Source organism: Mesorhizobium loti R88b (genome assembly GCF_013170845.1).
GTDB lineage: Bacteria > Pseudomonadota > Alphaproteobacteria > Rhizobiales > Rhizobiaceae > Mesorhizobium > Mesorhizobium loti_B.
Genome location: NZ_CP033367.1, coordinates 3,123,422 through 3,146,015, shown reverse-complemented (window position 1 = coordinate 3,146,015; position 22,594 = coordinate 3,123,422). Strand labels below are relative to the sequence as shown.

Annotated in this window: 18 protein-coding genes; 6 read left to right on the top strand and 12 right to left on the bottom strand. The window is 64.0% G+C overall.

Annotated features, from left to right (window positions below):
- Positions 1–296: 296 nt before the first annotated feature.
- From ligD to EB235_RS15380, 3 genes are all read right to left on the bottom strand, one after another.
- On the bottom strand, positions 297–2,780 hold the full coding sequence (ligD, locus tag EB235_RS15390; RefSeq protein WP_027030150.1) for a DNA ligase D: 2,484 nt from the start codon (positions 2,778–2,780) through the stop codon (positions 297–299).
- A 71-nt stretch (positions 2,781–2,851) separates the two neighbouring features.
- A complete protein-coding gene (locus EB235_RS15385) occupies positions 2,852–3,076 on the bottom strand; it encodes a hypothetical protein (protein WP_027030151.1) in 225 nt (74 codons plus the stop codon).
- A gap of 102 nt (positions 3,077–3,178) precedes the next feature.
- Entirely contained in the window at positions 3,179–3,355 is a 177-nt protein-coding gene (locus EB235_RS15380) for a Flp family type IVb pilin (RefSeq protein WP_027030152.1), read from the bottom strand.
- 384 nt (positions 3,356–3,739) lie between these two features.
- Here EB235_RS15380 and EB235_RS15375 point away from each other — a divergent pair, with 384 nt between their 5' ends.
- Positions 3,740–4,051: an EthD family reductase gene (locus tag EB235_RS15375; protein ID WP_027030153.1), complete on the top strand. Its 312-nt coding sequence runs from the start codon at positions 3,740–3,742 to the stop codon at positions 4,049–4,051.
- 447 nt (positions 4,052–4,498) lie between these two features.
- Here EB235_RS15375 and EB235_RS15370 read toward each other — a convergent pair whose 3' ends face one another.
- From EB235_RS15370 to EB235_RS15350, 5 genes are all read right to left on the bottom strand, one after another.
- Complete coding sequence (locus EB235_RS15370) at positions 4,499–4,807, bottom strand: EthD family reductase (RefSeq protein ID WP_027030155.1); 309 nt, start codon at positions 4,805–4,807, stop codon at positions 4,499–4,501.
- Between the two features lie 98 nt (positions 4,808–4,905).
- Positions 4,906–6,123 carry a GNAT family N-acetyltransferase gene (locus tag EB235_RS15365; RefSeq protein ID WP_027030156.1) on the bottom strand — a complete coding sequence of 406 codons (1,218 nt, stop codon included), beginning with the start codon at positions 6,121–6,123 and terminating at the stop codon, positions 4,906–4,908.
- Positions 6,124–6,151: 28 nt separating this feature from the next.
- Positions 6,152–7,378, bottom strand: a complete 1,227-nt coding sequence (locus tag EB235_RS15360) for a GNAT family N-acetyltransferase (protein ID WP_027030157.1) — start codon at positions 7,376–7,378, stop codon at positions 6,152–6,154.
- A gap of 9 nt (positions 7,379–7,387) precedes the next feature.
- Positions 7,388–8,689 (bottom strand): hypothetical protein, encoded by a 1,302-nt coding sequence (locus EB235_RS15355; RefSeq protein WP_027030158.1) that lies wholly within the window; start codon positions 8,687–8,689, stop codon positions 7,388–7,390.
- On the bottom strand, positions 8,686–9,861 hold the full coding sequence (locus EB235_RS15350) for a glycosyltransferase (protein WP_245268805.1): 1,176 nt from the start codon (positions 9,859–9,861) through the stop codon (positions 8,686–8,688). The genes EB235_RS15355 and EB235_RS15350 overlap by 4 nt, the downstream gene beginning before the upstream one ends.
- A 424-nt stretch (positions 9,862–10,285) precedes the next feature.
- Between EB235_RS15350 and EB235_RS15345 the strand changes: the two genes are divergently transcribed.
- Both EB235_RS15345 and EB235_RS15340 read left to right on the top strand, forming a co-directional pair.
- Entirely contained in the window at positions 10,286–11,455 is a 1,170-nt protein-coding gene (locus tag EB235_RS15345; protein ID WP_027030160.1) for a DUF1972 domain-containing protein, read from the top strand.
- Entirely contained in the window at positions 11,452–12,723 is a 1,272-nt protein-coding gene (locus EB235_RS15340; protein ID WP_027030161.1) for a glycoside hydrolase family 5 protein, read from the top strand. The genes EB235_RS15345 and EB235_RS15340 overlap by 4 nt, the downstream gene beginning before the upstream one ends.
- A gap of 38 nt (positions 12,724–12,761) precedes the next feature.
- Here the strand turns inward: EB235_RS15340 and EB235_RS15335 are convergent, their stop codons facing one another.
- Positions 12,762–13,652, bottom strand: a complete 891-nt coding sequence (locus tag EB235_RS15335) for a LysR family transcriptional regulator (protein ID WP_027030162.1) — start codon at positions 13,650–13,652, stop codon at positions 12,762–12,764.
- A 100-nt stretch (positions 13,653–13,752) separates the two neighbouring features.
- Between EB235_RS15335 and EB235_RS15330 the strand changes: the two genes are divergently transcribed.
- A complete protein-coding gene (locus EB235_RS15330; RefSeq protein ID WP_027030163.1) occupies positions 13,753–14,547 on the top strand; it encodes an SDR family NAD(P)-dependent oxidoreductase in 795 nt (264 codons plus the stop codon).
- Between the two features lie 9 nt (positions 14,548–14,556).
- On the opposite strand, the gene EB235_RS15325 is transcribed toward EB235_RS15330, so the two are convergent.
- Together EB235_RS15325 and EB235_RS15320 are read right to left on the bottom strand one after the other, a co-directional pair.
- A complete protein-coding gene (locus EB235_RS15325; protein WP_051429626.1) occupies positions 14,557–15,978 on the bottom strand; it encodes a VpsF family polysaccharide biosynthesis protein in 1,422 nt (473 codons plus the stop codon).
- Position 15,979: 1 nt separating this feature from the next.
- Complete coding sequence (locus tag EB235_RS15320; RefSeq protein ID WP_027030164.1) at positions 15,980–18,109, bottom strand: GumC family protein; 2,130 nt, start codon at positions 18,107–18,109, stop codon at positions 15,980–15,982.
- A 335-nt stretch (positions 18,110–18,444) separates the two neighbouring features.
- On the opposite strand from EB235_RS15320, the gene EB235_RS15315 reads away from it, so the two are divergent.
- Both EB235_RS15315 and EB235_RS15310 read left to right on the top strand, forming a co-directional pair.
- Positions 18,445–19,947: a glucosamine inositolphosphorylceramide transferase family protein gene (locus EB235_RS15315; RefSeq protein WP_027030165.1), complete on the top strand. Its 1,503-nt coding sequence runs from the start codon at positions 18,445–18,447 to the stop codon at positions 19,945–19,947.
- A 95-nt stretch (positions 19,948–20,042) separates the two neighbouring features.
- The gene (locus tag EB235_RS15310; RefSeq protein WP_027030166.1) at positions 20,043–21,251 is read left to right on the top strand and encodes an FAD-dependent oxidoreductase; all 1,209 of its coding nucleotides are present in this window, start codon (positions 20,043–20,045) and stop codon (positions 21,249–21,251) included.
- 485 nt (positions 21,252–21,736) lie between these two features.
- Here EB235_RS15310 and EB235_RS15305 read toward each other — a convergent pair whose 3' ends face one another.
- Entirely contained in the window at positions 21,737–22,591 is an 855-nt protein-coding gene (locus EB235_RS15305; RefSeq protein WP_027030167.1) for a sugar phosphate isomerase/epimerase family protein, read from the bottom strand.
- Positions 22,592–22,594 lie beyond the last annotated feature (3 nt).

The following is a 22,594-nucleotide window of genomic DNA, read 5'->3' as shown; positions in this document are numbered from 1 at the left end:
TGCATGGCAGCTTGGCGCATGCATTGTCTTATGCCGCGCTGGTCGACCCCCACTCCGTCGAGCTTCGCTCGACACCTCTCCCCCGATCGACGGGGTAGAGGAAAAACGCCAGGCTTTTTGCCATCAACGCTCGCCCAGCAACGCTCCCTTCCTTTCCCTCCGGAGGGGGGAAAGGTGGCGCTGCGAAGCAGCGACGGATTGGGGGAACCACGTGGCAATCAAGCCTCGCGCCGATCAGTCACGCCAGTCGCAGAAAATGTGTGCATAGCGCAGCCTTTTAAGGGGGGCGAGGAACCCTAGGTCTTCAAGGCCGGCAAATCCCGCGCGAATTCCTCGATCTCCGCCCACGGATCACCAGACGTCTCCAGCAACCCCGGCAGCGACGAATAGTTCAGGTCCTGCGGCGCATCGATCGCCTCCAGATCGCTCCAGCTCACCGGTGTCGAGGCCGGCAAATTGGTGCGGGCGCGCAGCGAATAGGGCGCTGCCGATGTGTGGCCGCGGGCGTTGCGGTGATAGTCGATGAAGATGCGCTTCTTGCGGTTGTCCTTGCCCATGGTGGTGGTGAACGTGTCGGGCGCGGTGGCCGCCAGATGCGTGGAGATGGCGCTGGTTGCCTGGTGCAGCTTCTTCCAGTTCTGCTTAGATGTCACCGGTACGGTGATGTGGATGCCATTCCCCCCAGACGTCTTGGCGAACGGCACCAGGCCCAACCCTTCGAGTTCGCCCTTGATGTGGACGGCAGCCTCCACCACCTCGCGCCAGGAAATCCCTTCGCCCGGGTCGAGGTCGAAGACGATCTGGTCCGGTTTGTCGAGGCTGGTGCGATGCGTGCCCCAGGTGTGGAACTCGACGACGCCGAACTGCGCCAGCGCCAGATACCCCTTGGCGCCTTCGACCGACAGGTAGGATTTGGTCTCGCCTTCGGAATTGGTGGCTTCAAAAGTCACCACCGAGGGCGGCATGCCGGTGAAGGCGTGGCGCTGGAAGAAGCAGTCTTTGGGCAGGCCGGTCGGGCAGCGCACCAGCGACACCGGACGGCCGAGAATGTGCGGCAGCATGAAGTCGCCGACCAGCGCGTAGTAGACGGCGATGTCGAGCTTGGTCGGCCCGGTCTTGCCGAACAGTCGCCGCTCCGGATTGGTCACCCAGATGGTGGCGAGGTCGGCCTCCGAGATCAGCCGCTTGCGCTTGGCCGACACCGGCGTAGACAGGCCGACATCCCTGAGACCGCGAAACACGCCATGGCGCAACGAATTGTCCGCGGTGCGGTTGGCATAATGGATGCGCGCCGAAAACAGCGGCTTCACCCAGTGCATCTCGCGCATGATCTCGCGCGGCACGCCTTCGGGCGGCGTTGCGCCCGGTGTCAGCGGCTCCAGCCGGGCGAGCAGATCCTCCGCCGTATCGCGGTCGAAGCCGGTGCCGACCTTGCCACGATAGTGCAGCTCGCCATCCACCCATTCGGCCATGCCAAGCGCTGCCAGCCCTTCCGCCGCGTCGGACACGGTATATCCGGCGATGACGAAGTCTTCGCTCTTCAGCGCCTTGGTCTTGGTCCAGCTCTTGGTGCGGCCGCTCTGGTAGATGGCGGTCGCCCGCTTTGAGACGACACCTTCCAGCTCCATGTCAGAAGCTTGATCAAAAAGTCCCTGTCCCGAGCCCTCGACATGGTCGGAGAACTGGATGGCGGAGTTGGCGCCGAGGCCGGCCAGCAGCTCGGCCAGCAGCGCCTTGCGCCGGATCAGCGGCGCCTTCATCAGGTCCCAACCATCAAGATGCAAGAGATCGAAGGCATAGAAATGCAGCTTGCTGCCGGCGCCGTCGGCCAGCGCGTCCTGCAAAAGCGCGAAGCGGCTGATACCCTTGCCGTCGAGCACCATGATCTCGCCGTCGATGATGGCCTCGCGGCACGGCAGTTTGGCGAAGGCATGCGGCAGGTCGCCATAGCGCTTCGTCCAGTCGATACCGCCACGGGTGATCAGCCGCACCTGGCCGTCGGTGAGATGCGCCATGGTGCGGTAGCCGTCGAACTTGATCTCGTGCAGCCAGAGCTCGCCTGTGTCCTCGCCATCGGGCGGTTTTGGCACCTGCGTCGCCAGTTGCGGCTCGATGCGGCTGAGTGCCGGGGCTTTGACGGCGCCCGGCAGTTCGCCCGGCTTCAACGAACCCGGCCTGGGCGCGGACTTCGTCGCCGGCTTGGCGGCCGCCGCCAGTTCCTCGATGCGCAGGCCGGATTTCAGGCTTTCCGGCCGCGCTTCCAGAATGTTCAGCGCCGTGTCGGCGGCGAGATCACGCTCCTTGAACAGCAGCCAGTTCTTCTTGTTCTCGTCCTCGCCGGGTTTGGGCTTCAGGCGGGTCAGCATCCAGCCGCCATTGAGCTTTTCGCCGGCCAGCCGAAACTTGAAGGCCCCGGTGCGAAGGCTCTTCTCGACATCGTCCATCGGCGCCCACGTGCCGGTGTCCCAGACGATCATCGGCCCGCCGCCATACTCGCCCTCGGGAATGACGCCCTCGAAGTCGATATATTCGAGCGGGTGGTCCTCGGTCTCGACCGCCAGCCTTTTGTCGGCCGGATTGAGCGAAGGCCCGCGCGGCACCGCCCAGCTCTTCAGCACATCGCCGACCTGGAGACGCAGATCGTAGTGGTCCGCGGTGGCGTGGTGCTTGTGGACGACGAAACGGTTGCCGTCGGCGGAGATCAGGCCGCCGGCGGGTTCCGGTGTTTTGCTGAATTCGCGCTTGGCGCGATAGGTTTTGAGTTTGGGCGGGGTTGTCATGGCATCCGCCGCGATCCTTCGCGGCGCCGTAGAGCGCTACGTTTACGACACTCGCGATTGCTCACTTGGTCTCAATCGTCGGCAGCCGGCGTCAGCTCAAGCTCGGCCGGGGTCAATCCCTGCCGCAGCTGGCTCAGCCGGAATTCGTCGACCCAATAGGCCTCGCCGTCGACCAGCACGCGTGCCTGGTAGGTGCCGTCAGAAAAACTCTGGGCGGTGATGTAGACCTTGTGCTGGTCAAGCGCCTTGCGCACTGCCGCGCGCTTGGCATTCTGGCCGATGACGGGACTGATCATGACGCTGCCCTCGGTCGCCCAACATGGCCGCTTCCACGGCCCGGCGACTTTACTCAAGGATGACGGAGACGCGCCGCCCTGTCAATTTGGCGTGGTGGCTGCTTACGACCCGCTGCTGTTGAGCGTCGTGCCGATTTTCGTGAACTTGCCGTTGATCGCATTGCCGAGCGCACCGGCGCCGGTGATGATGGCGAGCGCGATGAGGGCGGCGATCAGGCCATACTCGATGGCGGTCGCGCCAGATTCGTCCCGCATGAAGCGAGAAACTATTCTTGGCATTCTAAGCCCCTGGTTTCTTATCCCTCGCACAACCCATAGAGACTGTGAGTTGCGGTTCGGTTAAGTTTTGCCAGGCTTTTGAAGGTGTTTGCGCACGGACCTGAATCAAAACATGAAGCGTCCGGCCGTGGGACACAGCTTGGTTGCGAGCGGTCCAGACCGGAGCTGTTTTCAGCTTGCCGGCCTGGAACCGCCCACCCCCCTTGTGTCCTTCCCAAGACAGCAGACCGGATAGAGGGATCGCCGCCGATCCGCTTTGACATGGATCAAAAGCCAAATGCGCCGTGCAAAAAACTCCGCATCCCTGTCGAAATCCGTTTCTGGCGAACGACATTGCTGCGGCGCCGGCGAGGCGCGATCACATCGAACAACAGGAAACTCACCATGGCCAAGATGCTTGTCATCTACAAAACCCCCGCCGATCCGGCCGCCTTTGACCGGCATTATTTCGACATCCATCTGCCGCTCGCAAAACAGCTTCCGGGTCTGCGGCGCTACGATGTCAGCAAGCGGCCGATCGTGAACCTCTTGCAGGGCGAGACGCCCTACCTCGTGGCGACCCTCTATTTCGACAGCCTGGAGGCCATTCGTGCGGCCTTCGCCAGCGAGGTCGGCAAGGCCTGCGCCACCGACCGGCGCAAATACGCGCCCGACCAAGATGTGACGATGCTGCTCTTCGATTCCGAGGCGATGTGAGGCGTAAGAGCGATGCTAGAGCAATTCCAGGAAAAGTGTGTAGCGGTTTTCCGTTCGGAATTGCGTCAAAACAAAGAGTTAGAGCGGTTCGCCGTTTCCGTGAAACGGTGAACTGCTCTAGGAAAAGTGTGAAACGTTTCCCCTTGGGAATTGCGTCAAGACCAAGAGCTTGAGCAGGGCAAGTCAAAAGGGCAGAAAAAACCCGCCATCTTGCGACGGCGGGTTTGATGGTCGCGTCGAAGGCTGTTTGCGTGTCATCTCCCGGAGGAGATTATCAGCGCCGTCACGCGGGAAAGCTGCTGGCGCTTGCTGAGCGTCGGCTTTTCATAAGTCTTTTTCATCGATGTCCCCCAAAGCCCCCGATGGGCTATCGCGAAGTGCGCCCTGTGCTGTCTCTTTGTCAAGCTGGAGCTGAAATACCCGGCGACAAGGCCATCGCCGAGCGGCTCAGACATCCTCGCTGTCGAAGATCAGCATGTCGGCGCCGCCGGTCGCGAAGACCTGGAGATCGGCGCCGGCGGCCTGCCCTTCGGCGCTGGCAAAGGCATTCTGGATGGCGGTCAGGTCGTCGAAATGCAGGATGGCGACAAGGTGCACCTTCGCGGGTCCCGCCGGCGTTATGACAGGGCCACGGTTGATTTCGTAGCGCCGCAGCCCAGGGATGGTCTTGGCCAGCGGAATGTGTTTTTCGCGATAATAGGCATCGAACGCCGCCGGATCTTCAGGCGTGCCGTACATCACCACCAGGCTTGCCATCATTGCCTCCCGCAATCATTGCTTTGCAGGAGCGTGATGCCTTCGGCGGGAGCTTGTCAATGCGTCCTACCCAGGGCGAAGGAGCCCTGACGACTTGCTTAGCTCTTCAATCGCCGCAACCGGCGCATCACACCATGCGCGGCCTTGTACAGGCCCGGCTTGGAGCGAATGAAAAGCTCGGTCTTGCCGCGCAGCTTGATATAGGCGGTCGAAGCCCTGCCCTTCAGCGTCATCGCGTGGCACAACTCGGCCAGCACCGAGCTTGAAGCGCCGATATGCTGCTTGTAGCCTTGGCTGCCGACCGACAGGTCGAAATAACCAAGGCCCTGCTCGCGCGCCCAGATCATCAACTTGCCGATCGTCGTCAGGCCCGGCGAGACATTGGGAACCGCGTCCTGGTCGATCCCGAGCAGAAGCGCATGCAACGTGCCCTTCATGACCAGCACGTAGATGACGGCGAGATAGGCCTCACCGACACGCAGCCCGAACAGCCGCACCGAGCCGTCGGACAGGCCCTGCAGGGCGGCGTTGCGGTAGAACGCGACGACCGGCGCCTGCGTCAGCAGGTCGAAGCGCCCGAGCTCGCGGAAGCGGTTGAGCCTGAGCTCCAAAAGCGTGGCGAATTGCTCCTCGACCAATTCAGGCGTCACGGCTTCGACCAGATCGAGCTTGCACATCTGTTCGAAGCGGCGGCAGTGCTTGTGGAAATTCTTGGCAAAAGACGATTTGCAGATGCGCTTGATCAGTGTCTCCGGATTGCCATCCAGGGCCAGGCCCGAGGCGATCTGGATGGAGTCGTGCGCCGCCGAGAGCAGCGCCAGCGGATTGTCGACGCCGTGGATCTGTCGCGGGATTCCCGCGATGTGGAAGCGATCCGTCGGCGGCAGCACGGCGCACACCGCCGCCCAGGCGTCGTCGGCGCTCTGTCTGGTCCATGGTCTGGCGTCGGCCAGCAGCGGCGCCGCGTAGTCGCACACGCCGCCGCTCAGCCATTCGATCACGTAATGGCCCCGAGCGCGGCGGCGCATCAGCGGCAGCAGCATGACCGGCGCACCCGTGGCGGCGTCATTGACCTCGACGACGAGCAGCTCCGCGCTTTTGGGCATCAGCCGGTTGGCGATCCCTTCCACCCAGGCAAAGCCCTGGTGGCCGGTGCACAGGCCAGTCTCCTCAAGCCGCAACCAGAGCGGCTTTACGGTGTCGAAGCTGGTGTGCAGCCGCGCCGCATAGTGCGCGGCCATGCCGAAGCCGACGACCGGCGAAAGCCTGACGCTGCCCTCGGTCGCCGCAGCCTGTCGCATTGCCTGGCCTGCCAAACGCTTCTCCTGTCGTTCTGGCCCGCCCTCAGCGCCCTCCACGCAAGCGCCGCAAGCCCCGCATCGTCCCCTGAGCCGCTTTGAGCAGCCGTGGTTTTGAGCGCACGAAAACCTCGGTCCAGTCGCGGAACTTGATGGCAGTGCTCGCGGCATTGCCCCGCATCGTGAACCCGTGGCAGAGTTCGACCAGGACCGAACCCTTGGCGCCCATATTTGCCTTGTAACTCTGGTTGCCGACCGACAGGTCGAAATAGCCAAAGTCCTGCTCGCGTGCCCAGCTTATCAACCTGCCCATGATCGCAAGTCCCGGTGAGACATTGGGCACGACGCTCTGGTCCATAGCTATCAGCAGAGCATGAACAGTCCCTTGATGGATCAGCAGATATTGAACCGCGATCAGAGCCTCGGCTACGCGCAGTCCGAACAGCCGCACCGCTCCGTCCGACAGGCCCCGAACGGCGGCGTTGCGGTAGAAGTCGACGACTTTCTCCTGCGTCAGCAGGTCGAAGCGGCCCAACTCGCGAAAGCGGCTGAGCCGCATCCGGACCAGTTCGCCGAAGATACGCTCTACCTCGGCCGGTGTACCGGCCTCGACCAGTTCAACATCGCCGAGCCGTTCGAGCCGGCGCCAGTCCTTGCCGAATTCCTTGACGAAGGAGGGCTTGCACAAACGCTTGAGGACCGTGTCCGGATCGCCGTCGATGGCGAGGCCGAAAGTGGTCTGGAGGGAATCCCGCGTCTCCGCGAGCAAGGCAAGCGGATTGGCGACGCCGTTGATCTCGCGCGGAATCCCGGTGATCTGGAACCGGTCCGCCGGCGGCAGCACGGAGCGCACGGCGGCCCATGCGGCCAGTGCGGATTGTGTGGTCCACGGCCTCGCATCGGCCAGCAGGGGTGCCGAATAGTCGCAGACGCCGCAGCTCAGCCATTCGATCACCCGATGACCCAACGCCGGCCGGCGCATCAGCGGCACCAGCATCCTGGGTTCGCCGGAAGCGGCGTCCCCCACCTCCACGACGAGAAGTTCTGCACCTTGCGGCATCAGCCGCGCGACGATCCCCTCGGCCCACGCATAATTCTGGTGACCGGTGCACACACCGCTCTCTTGGAAGCGCAGCCAGAGCGGCCGCGCCGTTTCGAGACTGGTGTGCAATCGCGCCGTGTAGGCGTCGTTCGCCGCTATGGTGACTGGGTGCGAGACCTGCTCGTCGGCCAAGCCGGTCACCGCAACTATTTCCACTGCCTGGCCCGTCACATCGCCCTCCTATCGTTTCGCCGGGGCGAATGTGATGGCCCGCCGCCAGGAGCCCAGGCGGCTGTAGCGCTGCTGGTCCGGATGCTCGATGTTCCACATGCGGTGATGCGCGAAATACCATGATGCCGCGAGCACGAAGGTTTCGGAGACCGCCGAGCCCAGCAGTGCCCACTGCGGAGACGCGACTGAAAGCAGGATGGCGATCAGCGCCAGCCCGACAATCGCGCCGCCCATGGTGATGAAGGCGACGATGCGGAAGTCACCGAATATCTCAAGCACGATACGGGGCATGATGTAGAGCATGATCGGGATAAAATTCACTGTCACGAAAAGCCCGATGAACTCGACCGAGGCATCCTGGAGAGCCTGGGATTTTATCATCGGCAAGACGAACAGGATGGCGCATCCATAGGCCAGGCCGCCCAACCCCATGACGACCGACCAGATCTTCGCCTGCGACCAGACGCGGCGCGTCTCATTCTGCCGCATCAGCTTCGCAAGCTCCGGCTGCGTCATGTTGACGAAGGCGAGGCTGATGATGCGCAGCGGCGCGAACAGCACGATCACCGCCGCCAGCGGCGCGTAAGCCGCGGGCCCGGCTATGCCGGCGACCAGCAGCGCCAGGCATTGACCCTGGATGTTGGTGGTGGTGGCGCTGAAGGCCGACCAGCACAGCTGGCGCCACAGCCTGGCATAGCGCCGCCGCGTCGGCATGCGGAAGGAGATGCGAATTGTACGGCGCGCCAGCCGGACCAGAACGAAAATGCCGAACACATTCGCCGCGGCAAGCGAATAGAACACAGCTTGCAACGCGTCCCGGGCGTACCAGATTGCCAGCCCGGCCAGCACGGTGCCGGCGATCGTGAAAGCGGCATCGCTGATGGAGACGACCAACTGCTGGCGGCGCGCGAAGAAGGCCGTGCGCATATGGCTGCGCAGCGACCATGCGCCGACGAAACAGCCGGCGGCAATGCCTGAGGGGTCACCCAGCAGGTGCATCAAAACGGTCGTGCCGACCGCCATCAGCAGCGCCACCATCAGCGCCGCCGTTCCGAAGGCCACGTCATAGGCATCGACGCCGGCGGCGTTGGTGCTCTTGCTCATCCATATCGAGGCGGGGACGGCGGTGAGCGACCTGATGTAGGACAGGCCGACGCCGCCCATCACCATGCCTATGGCAAACAGGCCGTAGCCTTGCGCCGACAGCATGTGCAGCAGCATGATGTTGAGGGCAAAATGGAAGCCGCTCTGCATCGCCTCGCCGCCGATCATCAGCACGAGGCGCCGCACCAGATGGATCGGGAGCTTCACGACCGTGTCTCCGCCTGGCGAGTGCTTGCGGCCCTGCCCGGCCGCGCCATGGCCGCCTTCAACTTCTCAGTGGCGATCGCGGCGATCGCGGCGGCAGCGACCGGCTCGCTGAAGATCGTCTCATAGCGCTTGCGCCCGGCGGCGACAAAACCGCGCCAGGCTTCAGGGGCGAGGATGATCTCCCGCAATTTTGCGGCAAGGGCGGCTGCGTCGCCCGGCGGAACATGCCAGCCGGTCTCGCCGTCCGCGACCACCTCGACCAGCCCGCCGATCGCCGACACCAGCGGCGGCCGGCCATAGGCCATCGCCTCTATGGCGACGCGGCCCAGCGATTCCGGACGCCGCGACGGCACGGTGACGATATCGGCCCAGCGATAATGCTCTGACGGGTCCGAGATGAAAGGCAAGGCGCTGACCTGTCCGGACAGCCCCATGGTCTCGACCAGTTCGGCCAGAGCATGCTCGCGCTCGGTGCTTTCGAAGGCGCCGCCGACCAGCCGCACCTCGATCCGCGACTTCAGCTCCGCCGGCAGCGAGGCGATCGCCTCCAGCAGCACTTCCTGGCCCTTGATGCGGTTGATGCGGCCAAGCAGCAGCACGCGCAGCGGGCGCTTGCCGTCATAGGTCATGGCCTCCGCCGCCGCCGGACCGGCAACGCCATTATAGACGACGTAGGAGCGCGCCGATCTGGGCTCGCCGAATGTGGCGCGCGTTGCTTTCGAGTTGAAGATGAGGTCGGCATGGCTCCAGTGCATCAGCCCGACAAGGATCCGGCGCAGCACGCCTTCGGGAATTTCGTGGATGTGCAGCAGCGCCTTCGTGGGCAGCAGGCGCGAGGCCAGCGCGTAATCGGCGACGATCGAGGTGTTGACATAGACGAGGTCGCAATCGCTGAGCCGCCGCCATGCCCGCCATAGCGCGACCGGCAGCCGTGCCATCTCGATGGTCGCCAGTCGCAGCATCGCCTGGCGGCGCAGCACCCAGAGCGACTCGAAGACGATGCGGCTGGCATGCGGTTGCAGGATGTCGACGATCGGTCCGCTGCGCGGCAACACCACTTCGATGTCGGCCGACGGAAACGCGGCGCGCAACGCCGCCACGCTCTCCGCAAAGCTGCGGTCGGAGCCGTAGAGTTCGTAGCCCTGGTGGATGCAGGCAATCCGCATCTTCATCTTTCTGCCAGGGTGGTGAGACGAGCCCGCCGCCTGACGCTATCGGCGGCCGGAAACTTCAAGCCAACACCCCTTTGGACTTCCCTCGTTGTCAGTGTGGTCGTGAAACGGAGTTAGATCCGGATCACCACACCGATGCTGCACGCCCTCCGCCGATTCTGGCGCGCAGAAGTCCATTTGCAAGCATTGTGCCGGGCTAATATATCCGTTTGCGGGTCAACAAGCCCCGGCATTGCCTCGTTTCGATACAAATACGTTGGGAAGGTTGACCGATAATGAAACAACCCGCGCGTTTGGAAGAAATATTTTACAACCTGGATGCGACAATGGCTGGAATCGGGCCTGGCAGGCATCTTGCAAGGCGGCGGTTGAAATGGGACAGCCGCGCATCGCGGAACGGGCGGACTTGAAAGTGCCAGCAGTCATGAAATCGGAACAGCCTGCCATCCTGATCCTGGGAACGCGCGGCATTCCTGCCGCCCATGGCGGCTTTGAAACCTTCGCCGAGAAGCTGGCGCTTTTTCTGGTCGGGCGCGGCTGGAAGGTCGGCGTCTATTGCCAGGAAGAGGTCGCGCGTGTCGACCAGAGAGTGCGCACCGAAACCTGGAACGGCATCGACCTCATCCACATCCAGGTCGCCTCGAAAGGCCCGCGCGCGACATTGGAATTCGACTGGCAATGCGTGCTCGACGCCGCGCGCCGGCCCGGCGTCTGCCTGGTGCTCGGCTATAATGGCGCGGTCTTCCTGACCTGGCTCAGGCTGATGCGGCGCAAGATCATCACCAATATGGACGGCATCGAGTGGCGCCGCCCCAAATGGGGGCGCGCCGCGCGCACATGGTTCTGGCTCAATGAGTGGATCGGCGCCTGGGCCTCGCACCGGCTGGTGGCTGACCATCCGGTCATCGCCGATCACCTGGCGACGCGCCGGCCGCGCAACGCCATCACCACCATCACCTATGGCGCCGACCCGGTGACATCGGCACCCGAGGCGCCGGTGCGCGCGCTCGGCCTCGAACCCGGAAAATACCTGATCTCGATCGCGCGCATCGAGCCCGACAACAACATCCTGCCGATCGTCGAAGCCTTCTGCAGCCATAAGCGCGACATGAAGCTGGTGGTGCTGGGCACGCTGTCCGACCAGATTCCTTATCACGTCGCGGTCCGCAAGGCGGCGAACGCCTCGGTGGTCCTGCCGGGCGCCATCTACGACCAGGCGGCGGTGAAGGCGCTCCGCTACCACGCGCGCGCCTATATGCATGGCCACACGGTCGGCGGCACCAACCCGTCGCTGGTCGAGGCGCTGGCCGCCGGCAACATGGTGATCGCCCACGACAATCCCTACAACAGGTGGGTCGCGGGTGCTGCCGCCATCCACTTCACCGACACGCAGAGCTGCGCCGAACAGATGCAACGGGCGATGGAGGATGACGCGCTGGTCGAGGCCTGCAGCGAAGCCGCCCGGACCCGCGCCCGTGAAGCCTTCCGCTGGGACGATGTCCTGCTGGCTTATGAGAATGAAGCCTACCGGCTTCTCGGCGTCACATCGGCACGAACGGCCGCAATCGACCGTCCCTCGCCCGGCGCGGTATGACGGGCTGGTCGCGCCGGCGGCTTCTCACCACCGCGCTGTCGACGGCGCTGGTGCCTGCCGCGCTGGCGCCGCTCGCTGCTCCGTCACAAGCCGCCACGGCCACCGGCGCATGGCCGTTCCGCCGTGGCGTCAACGCCTGGCCCTGGTTTGCGCTGACGCGTGAGTTTCCCGCCCCGCGCACCGACTATGACTGGCCGCCCTTCCAGTCACAGCGGCCGGTGCCGACCCCAGACGACCTCCGTCGGCTGCGCCGGACCGGGCTCGATTTTATCCGCCTGCCCGTCGATCCCGGCCCGTTCCTGGCCGCCGACGCCGCCACGCGCGGAAAATTGCTGGATATGCTCGACGCCGCCATCACCGCCACGATCGACGCGGGTCTCGGCATCATCGTCAACGTCCAGGCCAATGGCGCCACCCACTACTGGAACCCCGACCGCATGGTCTCCAGCACCGCCGCACCCGAATTCGCCGCCTATCGAGGGCTGGTCGGCGAGCTTGCCGGCAGGCTGGACCGGTTCACACCTGATATGGTGGCGCTGGAGCCGGTCAACGAACCCCCGCAATCCTGCGATTCCAACGTCTGGTCGCAGGTCCAGGCATCCCTGCTGACGGCGGCCAGGGCGTCGTCCCAGACCTTGCCGCTGGTCGTCACCGGCGGCTGCGGCTCGATGGTGAGCGGGCTGGCAGCACTCGACCCGGCGCCGCTGGCGGACTTCGAGCCGATCCTTTTCACCTTCCATTTCTACGAGCCCTATCTGTTCAGCCATCAGGGTGCGCCCTGGATGCGCGAACCCGTCTACCGCGCGCTGAACAATGTGCCGTGGCCGGCTTCCGCCGGTTCGCTCGAACAGACCCTGGCTTCGGTCCGGGCACGCATGGCGCAGGATTCCGAGACCTCCGAAGCGGACAAGCAGGCCGCCTATGCCGAAACCGAGCGCGTGCTAAAGGTCTATTTCGACGCCCAGCCGGACCGCTGGTTCATCGACAAATATCTCGGCCAGGCGCGCGCCTGGGCCGATGCCCACGGCATTGCGCCGGAGCGCGTCATCATGGGCGAATTCGGCGCGCTGCGCACCGATGCCCGCTACACCGCCGCCCCCAACCCCGACCGCGCCCGCTACATCGCCGATGTCCGCCAAAGCGCCGAGGCGGCCGGCTTCCCCTGGGCCTTCTGGGACCTCTTCGACGGCATGGGCATGATGGACGACACCACCCGCGCGCTTGATCCGGCGATGGTCGAGGCGCTCGGGTTGGTGATGCCGCAGTAGGGCGCCCACAAGTTTGGTGCCCATCTACCGCATCTTTCCTAAATTCGCCGCGCAATGGCCTCCGCGAAGAAATCGGTCACTTGGCGCACACGGGCCGGAACGAACCGGCGTTTGGGCCAGACGAGGCTAATATCCCTGATATCGCTCATAAAATCGTCAAGGATGGTGATGACATCGGGATGGCGGAGTTCATCAGCAAGAGAAACCTTGGCGAACAGGCCAATTCCAACACCGGCCAGAACCGCGGTCCGTATCGTTTCGACACTGTTGGACGAGAGATTCCCCTGAACTCGCACGCTGAATCGACCTTCTCTCCCCACGAAAGGCCAATTTGCCGCCTCTGTTATGCCGCCATACAGGAGGCAGTTGTGGTCTACGAGCTCTGCGGGGATCTTTGGTAACCCATGGCGCTCGAAATAAAGACGGGACCCAACGCAAACAAGCGGGGTGATCGCCACGCGCCTGACGACCGCGTCGGCTTCGTCGACGGGACCCACGCGTATCGCCAGGTCAATCCGATCTTCCACCATATCGCGCACGATGTCCGATAGAATGAGATCCACCCGAAGGCCTGGGTTGAGTGACAACAGGTCGGGGATAAGCGGCAAGACGTGAAGACGGCCGAAAGTTCCAGATACGGCGATCCTGATCAAACCGGATATACCCAGCGTGCTTCCGGTGAGTTCGCTATCAGCGTCCTGCATCTCGTCAAAAAGCGGCTTTACCCGATCATAGTATCTCTGCCCCTGATCGGTAAGGGTCACCCGGCGTGTGCTTCGGTTGAACAGCATTACGCCAAGGCGCTTTTCCAGCGCGCCAATCGCCTTGCTGACTGCGGACTGTGAGTCCCCTGTTGTTCGGGCGGCAGCGGAGAAGCCGCCTGCCTCGACAACGGCGATGAAGGCGCTCAATTCGTGGAATCGGTCCACCCATTCCTCCTGAGAATTAATGTTAGGGCAATTTACGCCATTATCATTCGTTCGGACATCACCCACATCCAGCCCTGTCGCAATTTAAAGGAATGGTGTCATGATTATCGATCTCACTGGCCGCAAGGCGGTCGTCACCGGGTCCACGGCAGGCATCGGCCGAGCCATTGCAGAAGGGCTGGGGCGCGCAGGTGCCGCCGTCGTGATCAACGGCCGCACAGAGAAGCGCGTCTCCACGGCGCTTCGGGAGCTTCGCAAACTCTTGCCAAAGGCGGAGTTCACCGGCGTCGTCGCGGATCTGGCGACCCCGGAAGGCGCGGCAGCCTTGTTTGCGCAGGCGCCGGATGCGGACATTCTCGTCAACAATGTAGGTACCGGGCGCCCGAAGTCGTTCTTCGAAATTGAGGACAGCGAGTGGATCGGTCTCTTCGAACTTAACGTCATGAGCGGTATTCGCGCCTCCCGCCACTACGTGCCGAACATGACGAAGCGCGGCTGGGGGCGCGTTGTCTTCATCAGCAGCGAGTCTGCGCTCGCCATCCCCAAGGACATGATCGACTATGCCATGACCAAGACCGCCCAGCTCGCCATCTCCAGGGGCTTGGCCGAGGAGGTCGGCGGAACGGGCGTCACCATCAATTCGGTGCTCCCTGGGCCGACGAATTCGGAGATCATGGGTGGTTGGGCTCAGGCGAATGCAGAGGCGCAAGGCATTACGCGTGAGGAAGCCGAGCAGCAATTCCTGAAGACAATGCGCCCGACCACGCTGCTCAATCGCTTCGCGACAACTGAAGAAGTCGCAAACCTGGTCGTCTATGTCTGTTCGGAGCAGGCGTCGGCGACAACAGGCACTTCCTTGCGGGTGGACGGTGGCGTTGTTCGAACGATAGCATAAGGGGCCGATCTAGGATGACGAAACGCGTGGGTGCGTCTGGGGTCCGCGCACCCCTTGCACCCTTCGCGCCACCCCACCCCGCACCGGGCGATACAGCACCAGCGCGAGCACCACGAACTTGGTCATCAACGTCGTCTTCGATGCCAGGCTTTCAGAGGTGTTGAGCAGGATCAGCCAGCCCAGCATCAAGAGCCAGACGCCGGGGCGGCAGTGGCGCGCCACTTCGTGCATGAACAGCGCGAAGCCGACGAACAACAGCAAGGTGAAGAAGGCGCCCTGGTAGAGGACCATGCGGATGACCGGGTTCTCGATGCCTTGCTCGAGGCCGCTGATGCGGCGCAGGCTGTCGATGAGGTCGATGTCGGGGCCTACGATCACGTCGCGCAGTTCCAGATGATTGAACAGGTCGAACATCTCGACGCGGGCATTGGCGCTGCCGGAGTCCGACACGAAGCGCTCGAGCAACGCGTCGAAAAAGCCGTAGGACGCGGCGACCGCGATGACCACCGGGACCAGCGCGGCAAGGATGAGGCCGAGTGCGGCGCCAAGCAGGTTGACGCGCCCCGTGCGCAAGCCGCGCAGGCCCTGGATGAGCATGTAGCAACCGCCGAGCACGATCGTCAGCACCATCGCCGAGCGGCCGCCGAAGGCAACGAGCGCCGCGCATTGCAGGCCGATCAGCCCGAGCCGTACCGGCATGGACAGCGATTTCGATCCCGAAAGCAGCGCCAGAACGTAGATCGAGGTGACCGTGGCATTGGACAGCGGATGGCCCTGAAGCGCCGTCGAGCGCAGGTCGCTCATGAACACCTCGCCGTCGAGGCGATAGGGAAAGATCAGCGTCTTGGTGGCGAACTCGAATAGTGCGAGCAGCGCGTTTGCGGTCATGATGGCGTGAACGACGGCCTGCATGCTGGCGAATGTCTTGTCGTCGTTCTCGGCCAGCATCATCACCAGCAGCGCCGGCGCCACGAACGTGTCGATCATGCCGGCCATGCCGGGACGTTGGCGTGCGATGACGACGACCAGCAGCACGATCGAGATGACCGCCATCAGCGTGCTGGCCGGGCGCCGGTCGGCTATGGCAACCATGTAACCGACCGGGTTGCCATAGGTGCAGGCGCGCCAGGCAAACACCAGCACGAGCAGATAGGTCGACGGATGAATCTTGGTCGCGGGGTTGCCGGTCAGGCCGTCATAATTGTAGCCCACCAGCCACAGCATGCCGCCGGAGATGGCGAACAGCAGTGCCACGACCGCGACCAGGCCATAACTGGTCAGCCAGTCGACGGAGCCACGGGCAGCCAGACCTGAACCGGCCAGACCTGAACCAGTTTGACCCGAACTTGCTTGACCAGAGCCGGCCCAGCCGGCTGCCGGGTTGGCGGCCCCTCTTGTGCCGGTCCCGCTAGCGGGCCAAGCGGTAGCCATGTCAGGCCGCCTCGTCGACCAGCAAGGCGCCGGTCGGCAACCGCCCCATGACGGAGATGGCCTGCGAGGCCGCCGTGACATCGCGCATCGGCGTCGAGTTGAGCGTGGCGACCATCACGATCTCGTCGACCATGGCGACCAGCGGCGAGGCGTTGAGATTGTCGGCCAATGCGCCGCCGTCGACGACGACGAGGTCGAAATTGCGGCCCGCCTGGGCCAGCATGTGCTGCGTGAAATAAACGCCCTGCGCTTCCGAGAAGACAGCCTTTTGCCGGCCCCTGCCCATGACCGCGACATTGCTGCCGGCCGTGTAATGGCTCAGCGCCTCGAAGGCATATTCGCCGCGCAGCACGTCGAGGAGACCGGGCTGCGGCTCCTTCTTGCCGCTGACGGCATTGGTGTCGATGAACAGGACACGGCTGCCCCTGGCAGCCGCGGCATTGGCCAGCAACCGCGCCACACGGCTCCGGTGCACGGCGTCCTCTGGTGGTGAGGTCAAAAGTATGGATGGCACCAGCGGCCAGTTCGGCGGACGCCGGCTGGAAGCAAACAGGCGCCGCAGCGCCAGCCCCGCCACCGCATCCGTCTTCTGCCCGGCCGGCGCCGCACTGCCAAAAGGCCACCAGCGGCGGCCGCGGCCCGACTTTGCCGGCAGCACGCCAAACACCGGCGCGTCGATGGCCGATTGCATCTGCGCGCTGGAAAGCACCGTCGGCGAGGAATATTCCGCGATCAGCGCCAGCGCGGTGCCCAGCCCCAGCCCGCCGAAGAGGGCGCCGAAAACCAGCAGCGGCAGAGGCGGCCAGCTCTTCTTCAAGGCCGGCATGGCATTGGAGATGATGCGCGCATTGGTGCTGTCGACATTGATCTGTTCGCGCGTTTCCTGCGCCCGCTGCAGATAGGTGGCGTAAACGGAGCGCACCGCCTCGAGGTCGCGCTGCAATTCGCGCAGCCTGACCGAGGCCTGGTCGGTGTCGAGCGACTTGCTCTTCATGCCGGCGACCTTGGCCTCCAGCGCCTGCTGGTTGGCCAGCGCCCGCTCGTAATCGGTTTCGGCAGCAGCGCCGATGCGGCCGAGTTCGCGCGCAATGAGCGCGCGCGTGTCGCGCAGCTGCTGCTGGGCAGCGATCATCGAGGGATGGCGCGGCCCAAGTTCGGTGCCGAGCTGCGAGACCTGGTCGACAAGCGTCGCCTCCTGCGCCCGCAGACTCGATATCACCGACGAGCGCATCGCTTCCGAGGTCGCGTCCGGCGCGCCGCCGGAGCGGCGCAGCTGGTCGACCTGCGCCTTCAGCGTCGCGGTGCGGCTCTGCGCGGCGGAGAGCTGTGTGTTGATCTCGGTCAGTTCCTGGTCGCTGACCAGATTGCCCGCCGCCATCACCATGTTGTTGGCGGATTTGTAGGCCTCGACGGCGTTCTCGGCCTGCTGCACGCGCTTGCGCTGCTCGTCCAGCCGCGCGGTGATGGAATCCGAAGCATCCGTGGCCATCTTGGCGCGCGCGCTCGCCTGGTCAGCCAGATAGGCCTGGGCGATGGCATTGGCGAGGATCGCCGCCTTGTCGGCGCTCTTGGCGGTGACGATGACGTCGAGGACCAGCACCTTGTCGGCGCGCTTCACCGCCAGCCGCCGGCGCAGCGCATCGAGCGTCTTGCCCGTCCTGTCGGTTTCGGCCGAACCCGAGCCGAGCAAGCCGCCAAGCAGACGGTTCACCAGCCCGCCCTGCCCGTTGAATTCCGGATCGTCGGTCAGGTTGGTTGCCTGGATGGCCTTCAGCAGCACGCCTGTCGACTGAACGACGCTGACCTGGCTCTCCACCATGGTGATGCCGCCATCGGGCGGCACGCGGCTCGGATTGACGTCGTTGGTGACCACCTGCAGGTCTTGCGGATCGACGAGGATTTCCGCCACCGAGCTGTAGAGCGCCGGCGTGAGCAGTGCGTAGAGCAGCGTGCCAAGTGTCAGCAGCGCGGCGGTGGCGAATATCAGGAAGCGGCGGCGCACCAAGATGCGCTTCAGGTCACCCAGCTCGACGGTCGAGGATGCATAGGACGCCGTCGGCACTGGCTCCGGGGCGTATTGCATCACCTCTGGAGCGGGTTGTTGCGGCAACGAGAGCAGGGATGATTGCAAAGGTCGCTCCGACAACACTCCATGTGCGTGCAAGTTTAAATTGCAGCCTCAACCTAGCTATGCCTTCAACTGTTAAAACACTGTTAATTATGTTGGGAGCTCTTCTGATTTTTGGCCCCGGGTTTACGCATTTTTGGCACGGAGTTTGCGTAATATTAGGCACAGGCGCTGATACGGGCGCGGGCGAACAGGAGACGCATGGAAATGGGGCAGCACTTCAACACGGCCCCGCCGTGCGGCCATCGCCCCTGCCCTGATATCGAACACCGGCCAGATGCCAGACATCACAATGCCAGACATCACAACGCCAGACACCACAATGCCAAGAGTGCGACATGCAAGTGAGCCTGCGCCTGGACAGCGACTGCGTCCGTGCTTTCCACCTGACGCTGCTGCAGCGCCTGTCGGCATTGCCGCAGGTCGAGCTTTCCGTCGACGCCAGGCCGTCCGGGGGTGGCATTCCAGGCAGCGCTGCGGCGCTGTTCCAGCTTGAAACGGTCATCCACGGCCTGCCCGCGAACGGGCTGGCCAAGCGCCTGCCGCCTTCGGCGCTGGCGCCCTACCGGACGCAGCCGCCTGGCTCACCGGATCTGATTATCGATCTCTGCGGCGACGTGCATCTGGAAGGGACGCGGGTCTGGCGGGTGACCTATGACGGCATCGCCGGCGAAGCCGCCTTGCTGGCGCTGATCCTCGACGGCCGCACGCCGATTGCCCGCATCGAGGAGAATGGTGTCACTGTGGTCGAAGGACGCCTGGGCACCGAATATGGCGGCATCGCTCTGGCCTCCTTCCAGGACATGCTGGCGCGCACCGCAAGCCTGATCCTCGCCGCAGTGACGGGTGCGGCGCCTCATGTCCTGCCCGTGCTGCCCGAGTCGACGCAAGCCGGTGCTCCGCCGGCGATCCCCTCCACCGCCAAGCTTGGCATCAAGGCGGGCAAGGCGTTGGCGCGGCGGATCGTCCAGAAGATCTATCACCTCTGCTACAACGCCCCGCACTGGAAGGTCGGCTGGCGCGAGACCAAGGGGCAGGACCTGTTCAACCTGCGCGCGCACCCGGCATCCGGCTGGCAGGACCTGCCCGACGACGGCAGCCGCTTCTACGCCGATCCGTTTCCGATCCTGTATCAGGGCAAGGTCACCCTGTTCGTCGAGGACTATATCCACCGTCTGGGCAAGGCCATCATCTCCGCCGTGCCGTTTGGCCCATCGGGGCCGATCGGCCGCCCCGAGCCGGTGCTCGACTTGCCCTACCACCTCTCCTACCCCTTCGTCTTCGAGCGCGATGGCGAAGTCTGGATGGTGCCGGAAAGCTGCGCCAACCGCACGGTCGACCTGTACCGGGCGACAGCCTTCCCCGGCGGCTGGGTCAAGGAAGCGACGCTCTTGTCGGATGTCGTGGCCAGCGACGCGACACTGGTCGAGCATGGCGGGCGCTGGTGGCTGTTCGCCACCGTCCGCGACGGCGGCGGCGCCTTCTCCGACGCGCTGCATCTGTGGTCGGCGCCGGACTTTCGCGGGCCGTGGACGCCGCATCCCAAAAACCCCGTATTGATCGACATTGCCTCGGCGCGGCCTGCCGGCCGCATGGTCGAACGCAACGGCCAGTTGCTGCGCCCGGTGCAGGATTGCCGCCGCAGTTATGGTGCCGCGCTTGGCATCGCACGTGTCGCTCACCTTGATTTGAATGGCATGGAGCAGGTTGTCGAGACCATCTTAACGCCTGGTAAGCTATGGAGTGGCCGCAAGCTGCACACGCTCAACGAGGCGGGCGGCCTGGAATTCATCGACGGCTCGGCGATCGCGCCGCGCTGGAAACAACAGGCTCGCCGTTAAGGTAAACAAGTATTACTACCGGGTGCGCGTATGGGTTGCTTGAGGTTGATAAAGGGCTGGAAGATATTTTCCACCACAGATTGTGGAGAAAAACCATGACCAGCGGAAAGGGTAGAGACATGACTATCGCCGCGGCTGGCCCGGCCGAAGTGGACGTGGCGATCATTGGCGCCGGAATGGCCGGCACCACCCTGGCAATGGTGTTGGGAAACGCCGGCCGCAAGGTGGCGCTGATCGATCCGCACCGCATCCACCACGAGGAGTTCCGGGCCGAGAAGATCGGCATGAGCCAGATGCGACAGTTCGAGAAACTCGGTCTCGACAAGACGATCATGCCTCTCGTCACCCCGATGAACGACATCCATGTCTTCCGTCTCGGCCAGTTGTTCGCACGGGAACACAAGTGGGAATACGCCTTTTCCTATGGCGCGCTGATTAACGGCCTGCGCGATGCGTTGCCGCCGCAAGTGCCGTTGACGGTCGGCAAGGTCGCCGAGGTCTCGACCGGACCGGACCGGCAGCGTCTGGTGCTGGTCGACGGTACCGTCATCGATGCACGCCTGCTGGTGGTGGCCACCGGCTACAGTGAAGCGATACGGCGCGCCATCGGCGTCGAGCGCATCGAGCTGTCGAAGGCGCATTCGATGGCGATGGGGTTCGACCTCGCAATATCGCGGGAGGACTGCCCCTATGAGGCCGTGACCTCCTACGGCAAGCGTGCCGCGGACCGCATCGCCTACATCAGCGTCTTTCCCATCGGCAACAAGATGCGGGCGAACGTATTCCTCTATCGCAACCTGGCCGAATCCTGGACGAAGGCGTTTCGCGAGGCGCCGCAGAAGATGCTCTGTGAACTGATGCCCGAAATCGCGGCGCAGTGCGGCAACTTCGAGATAGCAGGTCCCGTCGACGTCAGGCAGGTCAGTCTGGCCAAAACGCAAGGCCATCGCCGCGACGGCGTCGTCTTCGTCGGTGACGCGTTCTGGACGACATGCCCGACGCCGGGCATCGGCATCGGCCGGGTGATGACCGATATCGATCAACTCAGCACGGTCCACATTCCGCAATGGCTCGAAACGCCGGGGATGACAGCAGACAAGATCAACGCCTTCTACGACGACCCGATCAAGGTCGCTTCGGATGAGGAAGGCATGCGCGTGAGCATCTACGCCAAGCAGATCACCATCGAAACCGGACTGGAATGGCGCGTGCGGCGCCTGCGCAACAACACGGCGCGTCAGCTGATGATCATCGGCCGCAAGGTACGCCATTTGGGACTGCGGCGGGAGCCCGGAATGGCATGAGGGTCCTCCCACTCTCTCTCGCTATCGAAGGCAGAGGCGTCTTCCCTTCTCCTTTCCCCGGGGAGAAAGGAAGCGCTCGCCTTATCTCTGGATGCCGGCCCCGCAGGATCTAGGTCCTCGCCCGCCATGAGATGGGCAACGCTATGCACACATCTTCTGTGACTGGCGTGACCGATCGACCCGAGGCTCGATCGCCATGTGGTTCCCCCAATCCGTCGCTGCTTCGCAGCGCCACCTTTCCCCCCTCCGGAGGGAAAGGAAGGGAGCTTTGTTGGACGAGCGTTGACGGCAAAAAACCTGGCGCCTTTCCTCTACCCCGTCGATCGGGGGAGAGGTGTCGAGCGAAGCTCGACGGAGTGGGGGTCGACCATCGCGGCATAAGACAATGCATGCGCCAAGCTCCTATGCAAGCTATCGCCAAAGACCAACTGCTTGGAATGTGCCTGCCGTAGCGCAGAGCGGGGCGAAGAAGCCCACCACCCCCCTCACCCCAGCTGCAGCCCGGCCTTCCGCGCCGCCTCGCGCACGAACGGCAACCCCACACCGATCACATCGTCCGGGTTCTCCGCCACCGGCCGCCACACCGCCAAGCCGCCAGCAATGTCGACATCGACATGGTTCATGCTTTCCAGCGTGATGGCGCCGGTGTAGCCGATATCGGCGATCGCCTTCATGCAGGCCGCCCAGTTGAGCATGCCGCGTCCGGGCACGCCGCGATTGGCTTCCGAGACATGAACGTAGCCGAGATAGGGCGCCGCCGCCCGGAAGCCGGCCTCGAAACTCTCCTCCTCGATATGCATGTGATAGGTGTCGAGATGGATGAAGATATTGTCGGCGCCGACGCGTTCGATGATATCAGTGGCGTCGACGCCGCGATTGATCAGGTGCGTCTCGTAGCGGTTGCAGGGCTCGATGCCGAGCCTCAGCCCATGCGCCTTGGCGGCCTTGGCGGCGCGCACCAGGAACCGGCACATGCCGTCGATCTCTTCTTCCGTCGGCGCGCGGCCGGACGTCTTGCCGATCGTGCCATAGGTGACGCCGCCAAGCGCCGCACTGCCGACCGCTTGGCACACGCCGAAGGCCGGTTCGAGAAAGGCCAGCGCCTCGTCCGGCCGCGCCACCACATCGAGTGAAGCCGGCAGGCCAAGCGACGGAATAAGCTCGACATTCCAGCGTTCCGCGAAGGCGCGCGTACGCTTGGTGTCGATCTCCTCTGGACGTAGCAGCGGAATTTCCAGCAGGCCGATGCCCAGCCCCTTCAGCCGCTCCATCTGCGGCTCGATCAGGTCGAGGTCCCAGACCGGGGCAATCGCAAACGTATGCAGTCCAAAAATATTCATCGT

What these genes read in the sequence shown, in the direction of transcription:
- EB235_RS15325 (WP_051429626.1), bottom strand. Translation starts at nt 15,978, where the DNA reads ATGGCTACCGCTTGGCCCGCTAGCGGGACCGGCACAAGAGGGGCCGCC.
- EB235_RS15385 (WP_027030151.1), bottom strand. Translation starts at nt 3,076, where the DNA reads ATGATCAGTCCCGTCATCGGCCAGAATGCCAAGCGCGCGGCAGTGCGC.
- EB235_RS15340 (WP_027030161.1), top strand. Translation starts at nt 11,452, where the DNA reads ATGACGGGCTGGTCGCGCCGGCGGCTTCTCACCACCGCGCTGTCGACG.
- EB235_RS15380 (WP_027030152.1), bottom strand. Translation starts at nt 3,355, where the DNA reads ATGCCAAGAATAGTTTCTCGCTTCATGCGGGACGAATCTGGCGCGACC.
- EB235_RS15350 (WP_245268805.1), bottom strand. Translation starts at nt 9,861, where the DNA reads ATGAAGATGCGGATTGCCTGCATCCACCAGGGCTACGAACTCTACGGC.
- EB235_RS15330 (WP_027030163.1), top strand. Translation starts at nt 13,753, where the DNA reads ATGATTATCGATCTCACTGGCCGCAAGGCGGTCGTCACCGGGTCCACG.
- EB235_RS15310 (WP_027030166.1), top strand. Translation starts at nt 20,043, where the DNA reads ATGACCAGCGGAAAGGGTAGAGACATGACTATCGCCGCGGCTGGCCCG.
- EB235_RS15345 (WP_027030160.1), top strand. Translation starts at nt 10,286, where the DNA reads ATGAAATCGGAACAGCCTGCCATCCTGATCCTGGGAACGCGCGGCATT.
- ligD (WP_027030150.1), bottom strand. Translation starts at nt 2,780, where the DNA reads ATGACAACCCCGCCCAAACTCAAAACCTATCGCGCCAAGCGCGAATTC.
- EB235_RS15375 (WP_027030153.1), top strand. Translation starts at nt 3,740, where the DNA reads ATGGCCAAGATGCTTGTCATCTACAAAACCCCCGCCGATCCGGCCGCC.
- EB235_RS15370 (WP_027030155.1), bottom strand. Translation starts at nt 4,807, where the DNA reads ATGGCAAGCCTGGTGGTGATGTACGGCACGCCTGAAGATCCGGCGGCG.
- EB235_RS15305 (WP_027030167.1), bottom strand. Translation starts at nt 22,591, where the DNA reads ATGAATATTTTTGGACTGCATACGTTTGCGATTGCCCCGGTCTGGGAC.
- EB235_RS15315 (WP_027030165.1), top strand. Translation starts at nt 18,445, where the DNA reads ATGCAAGTGAGCCTGCGCCTGGACAGCGACTGCGTCCGTGCTTTCCAC.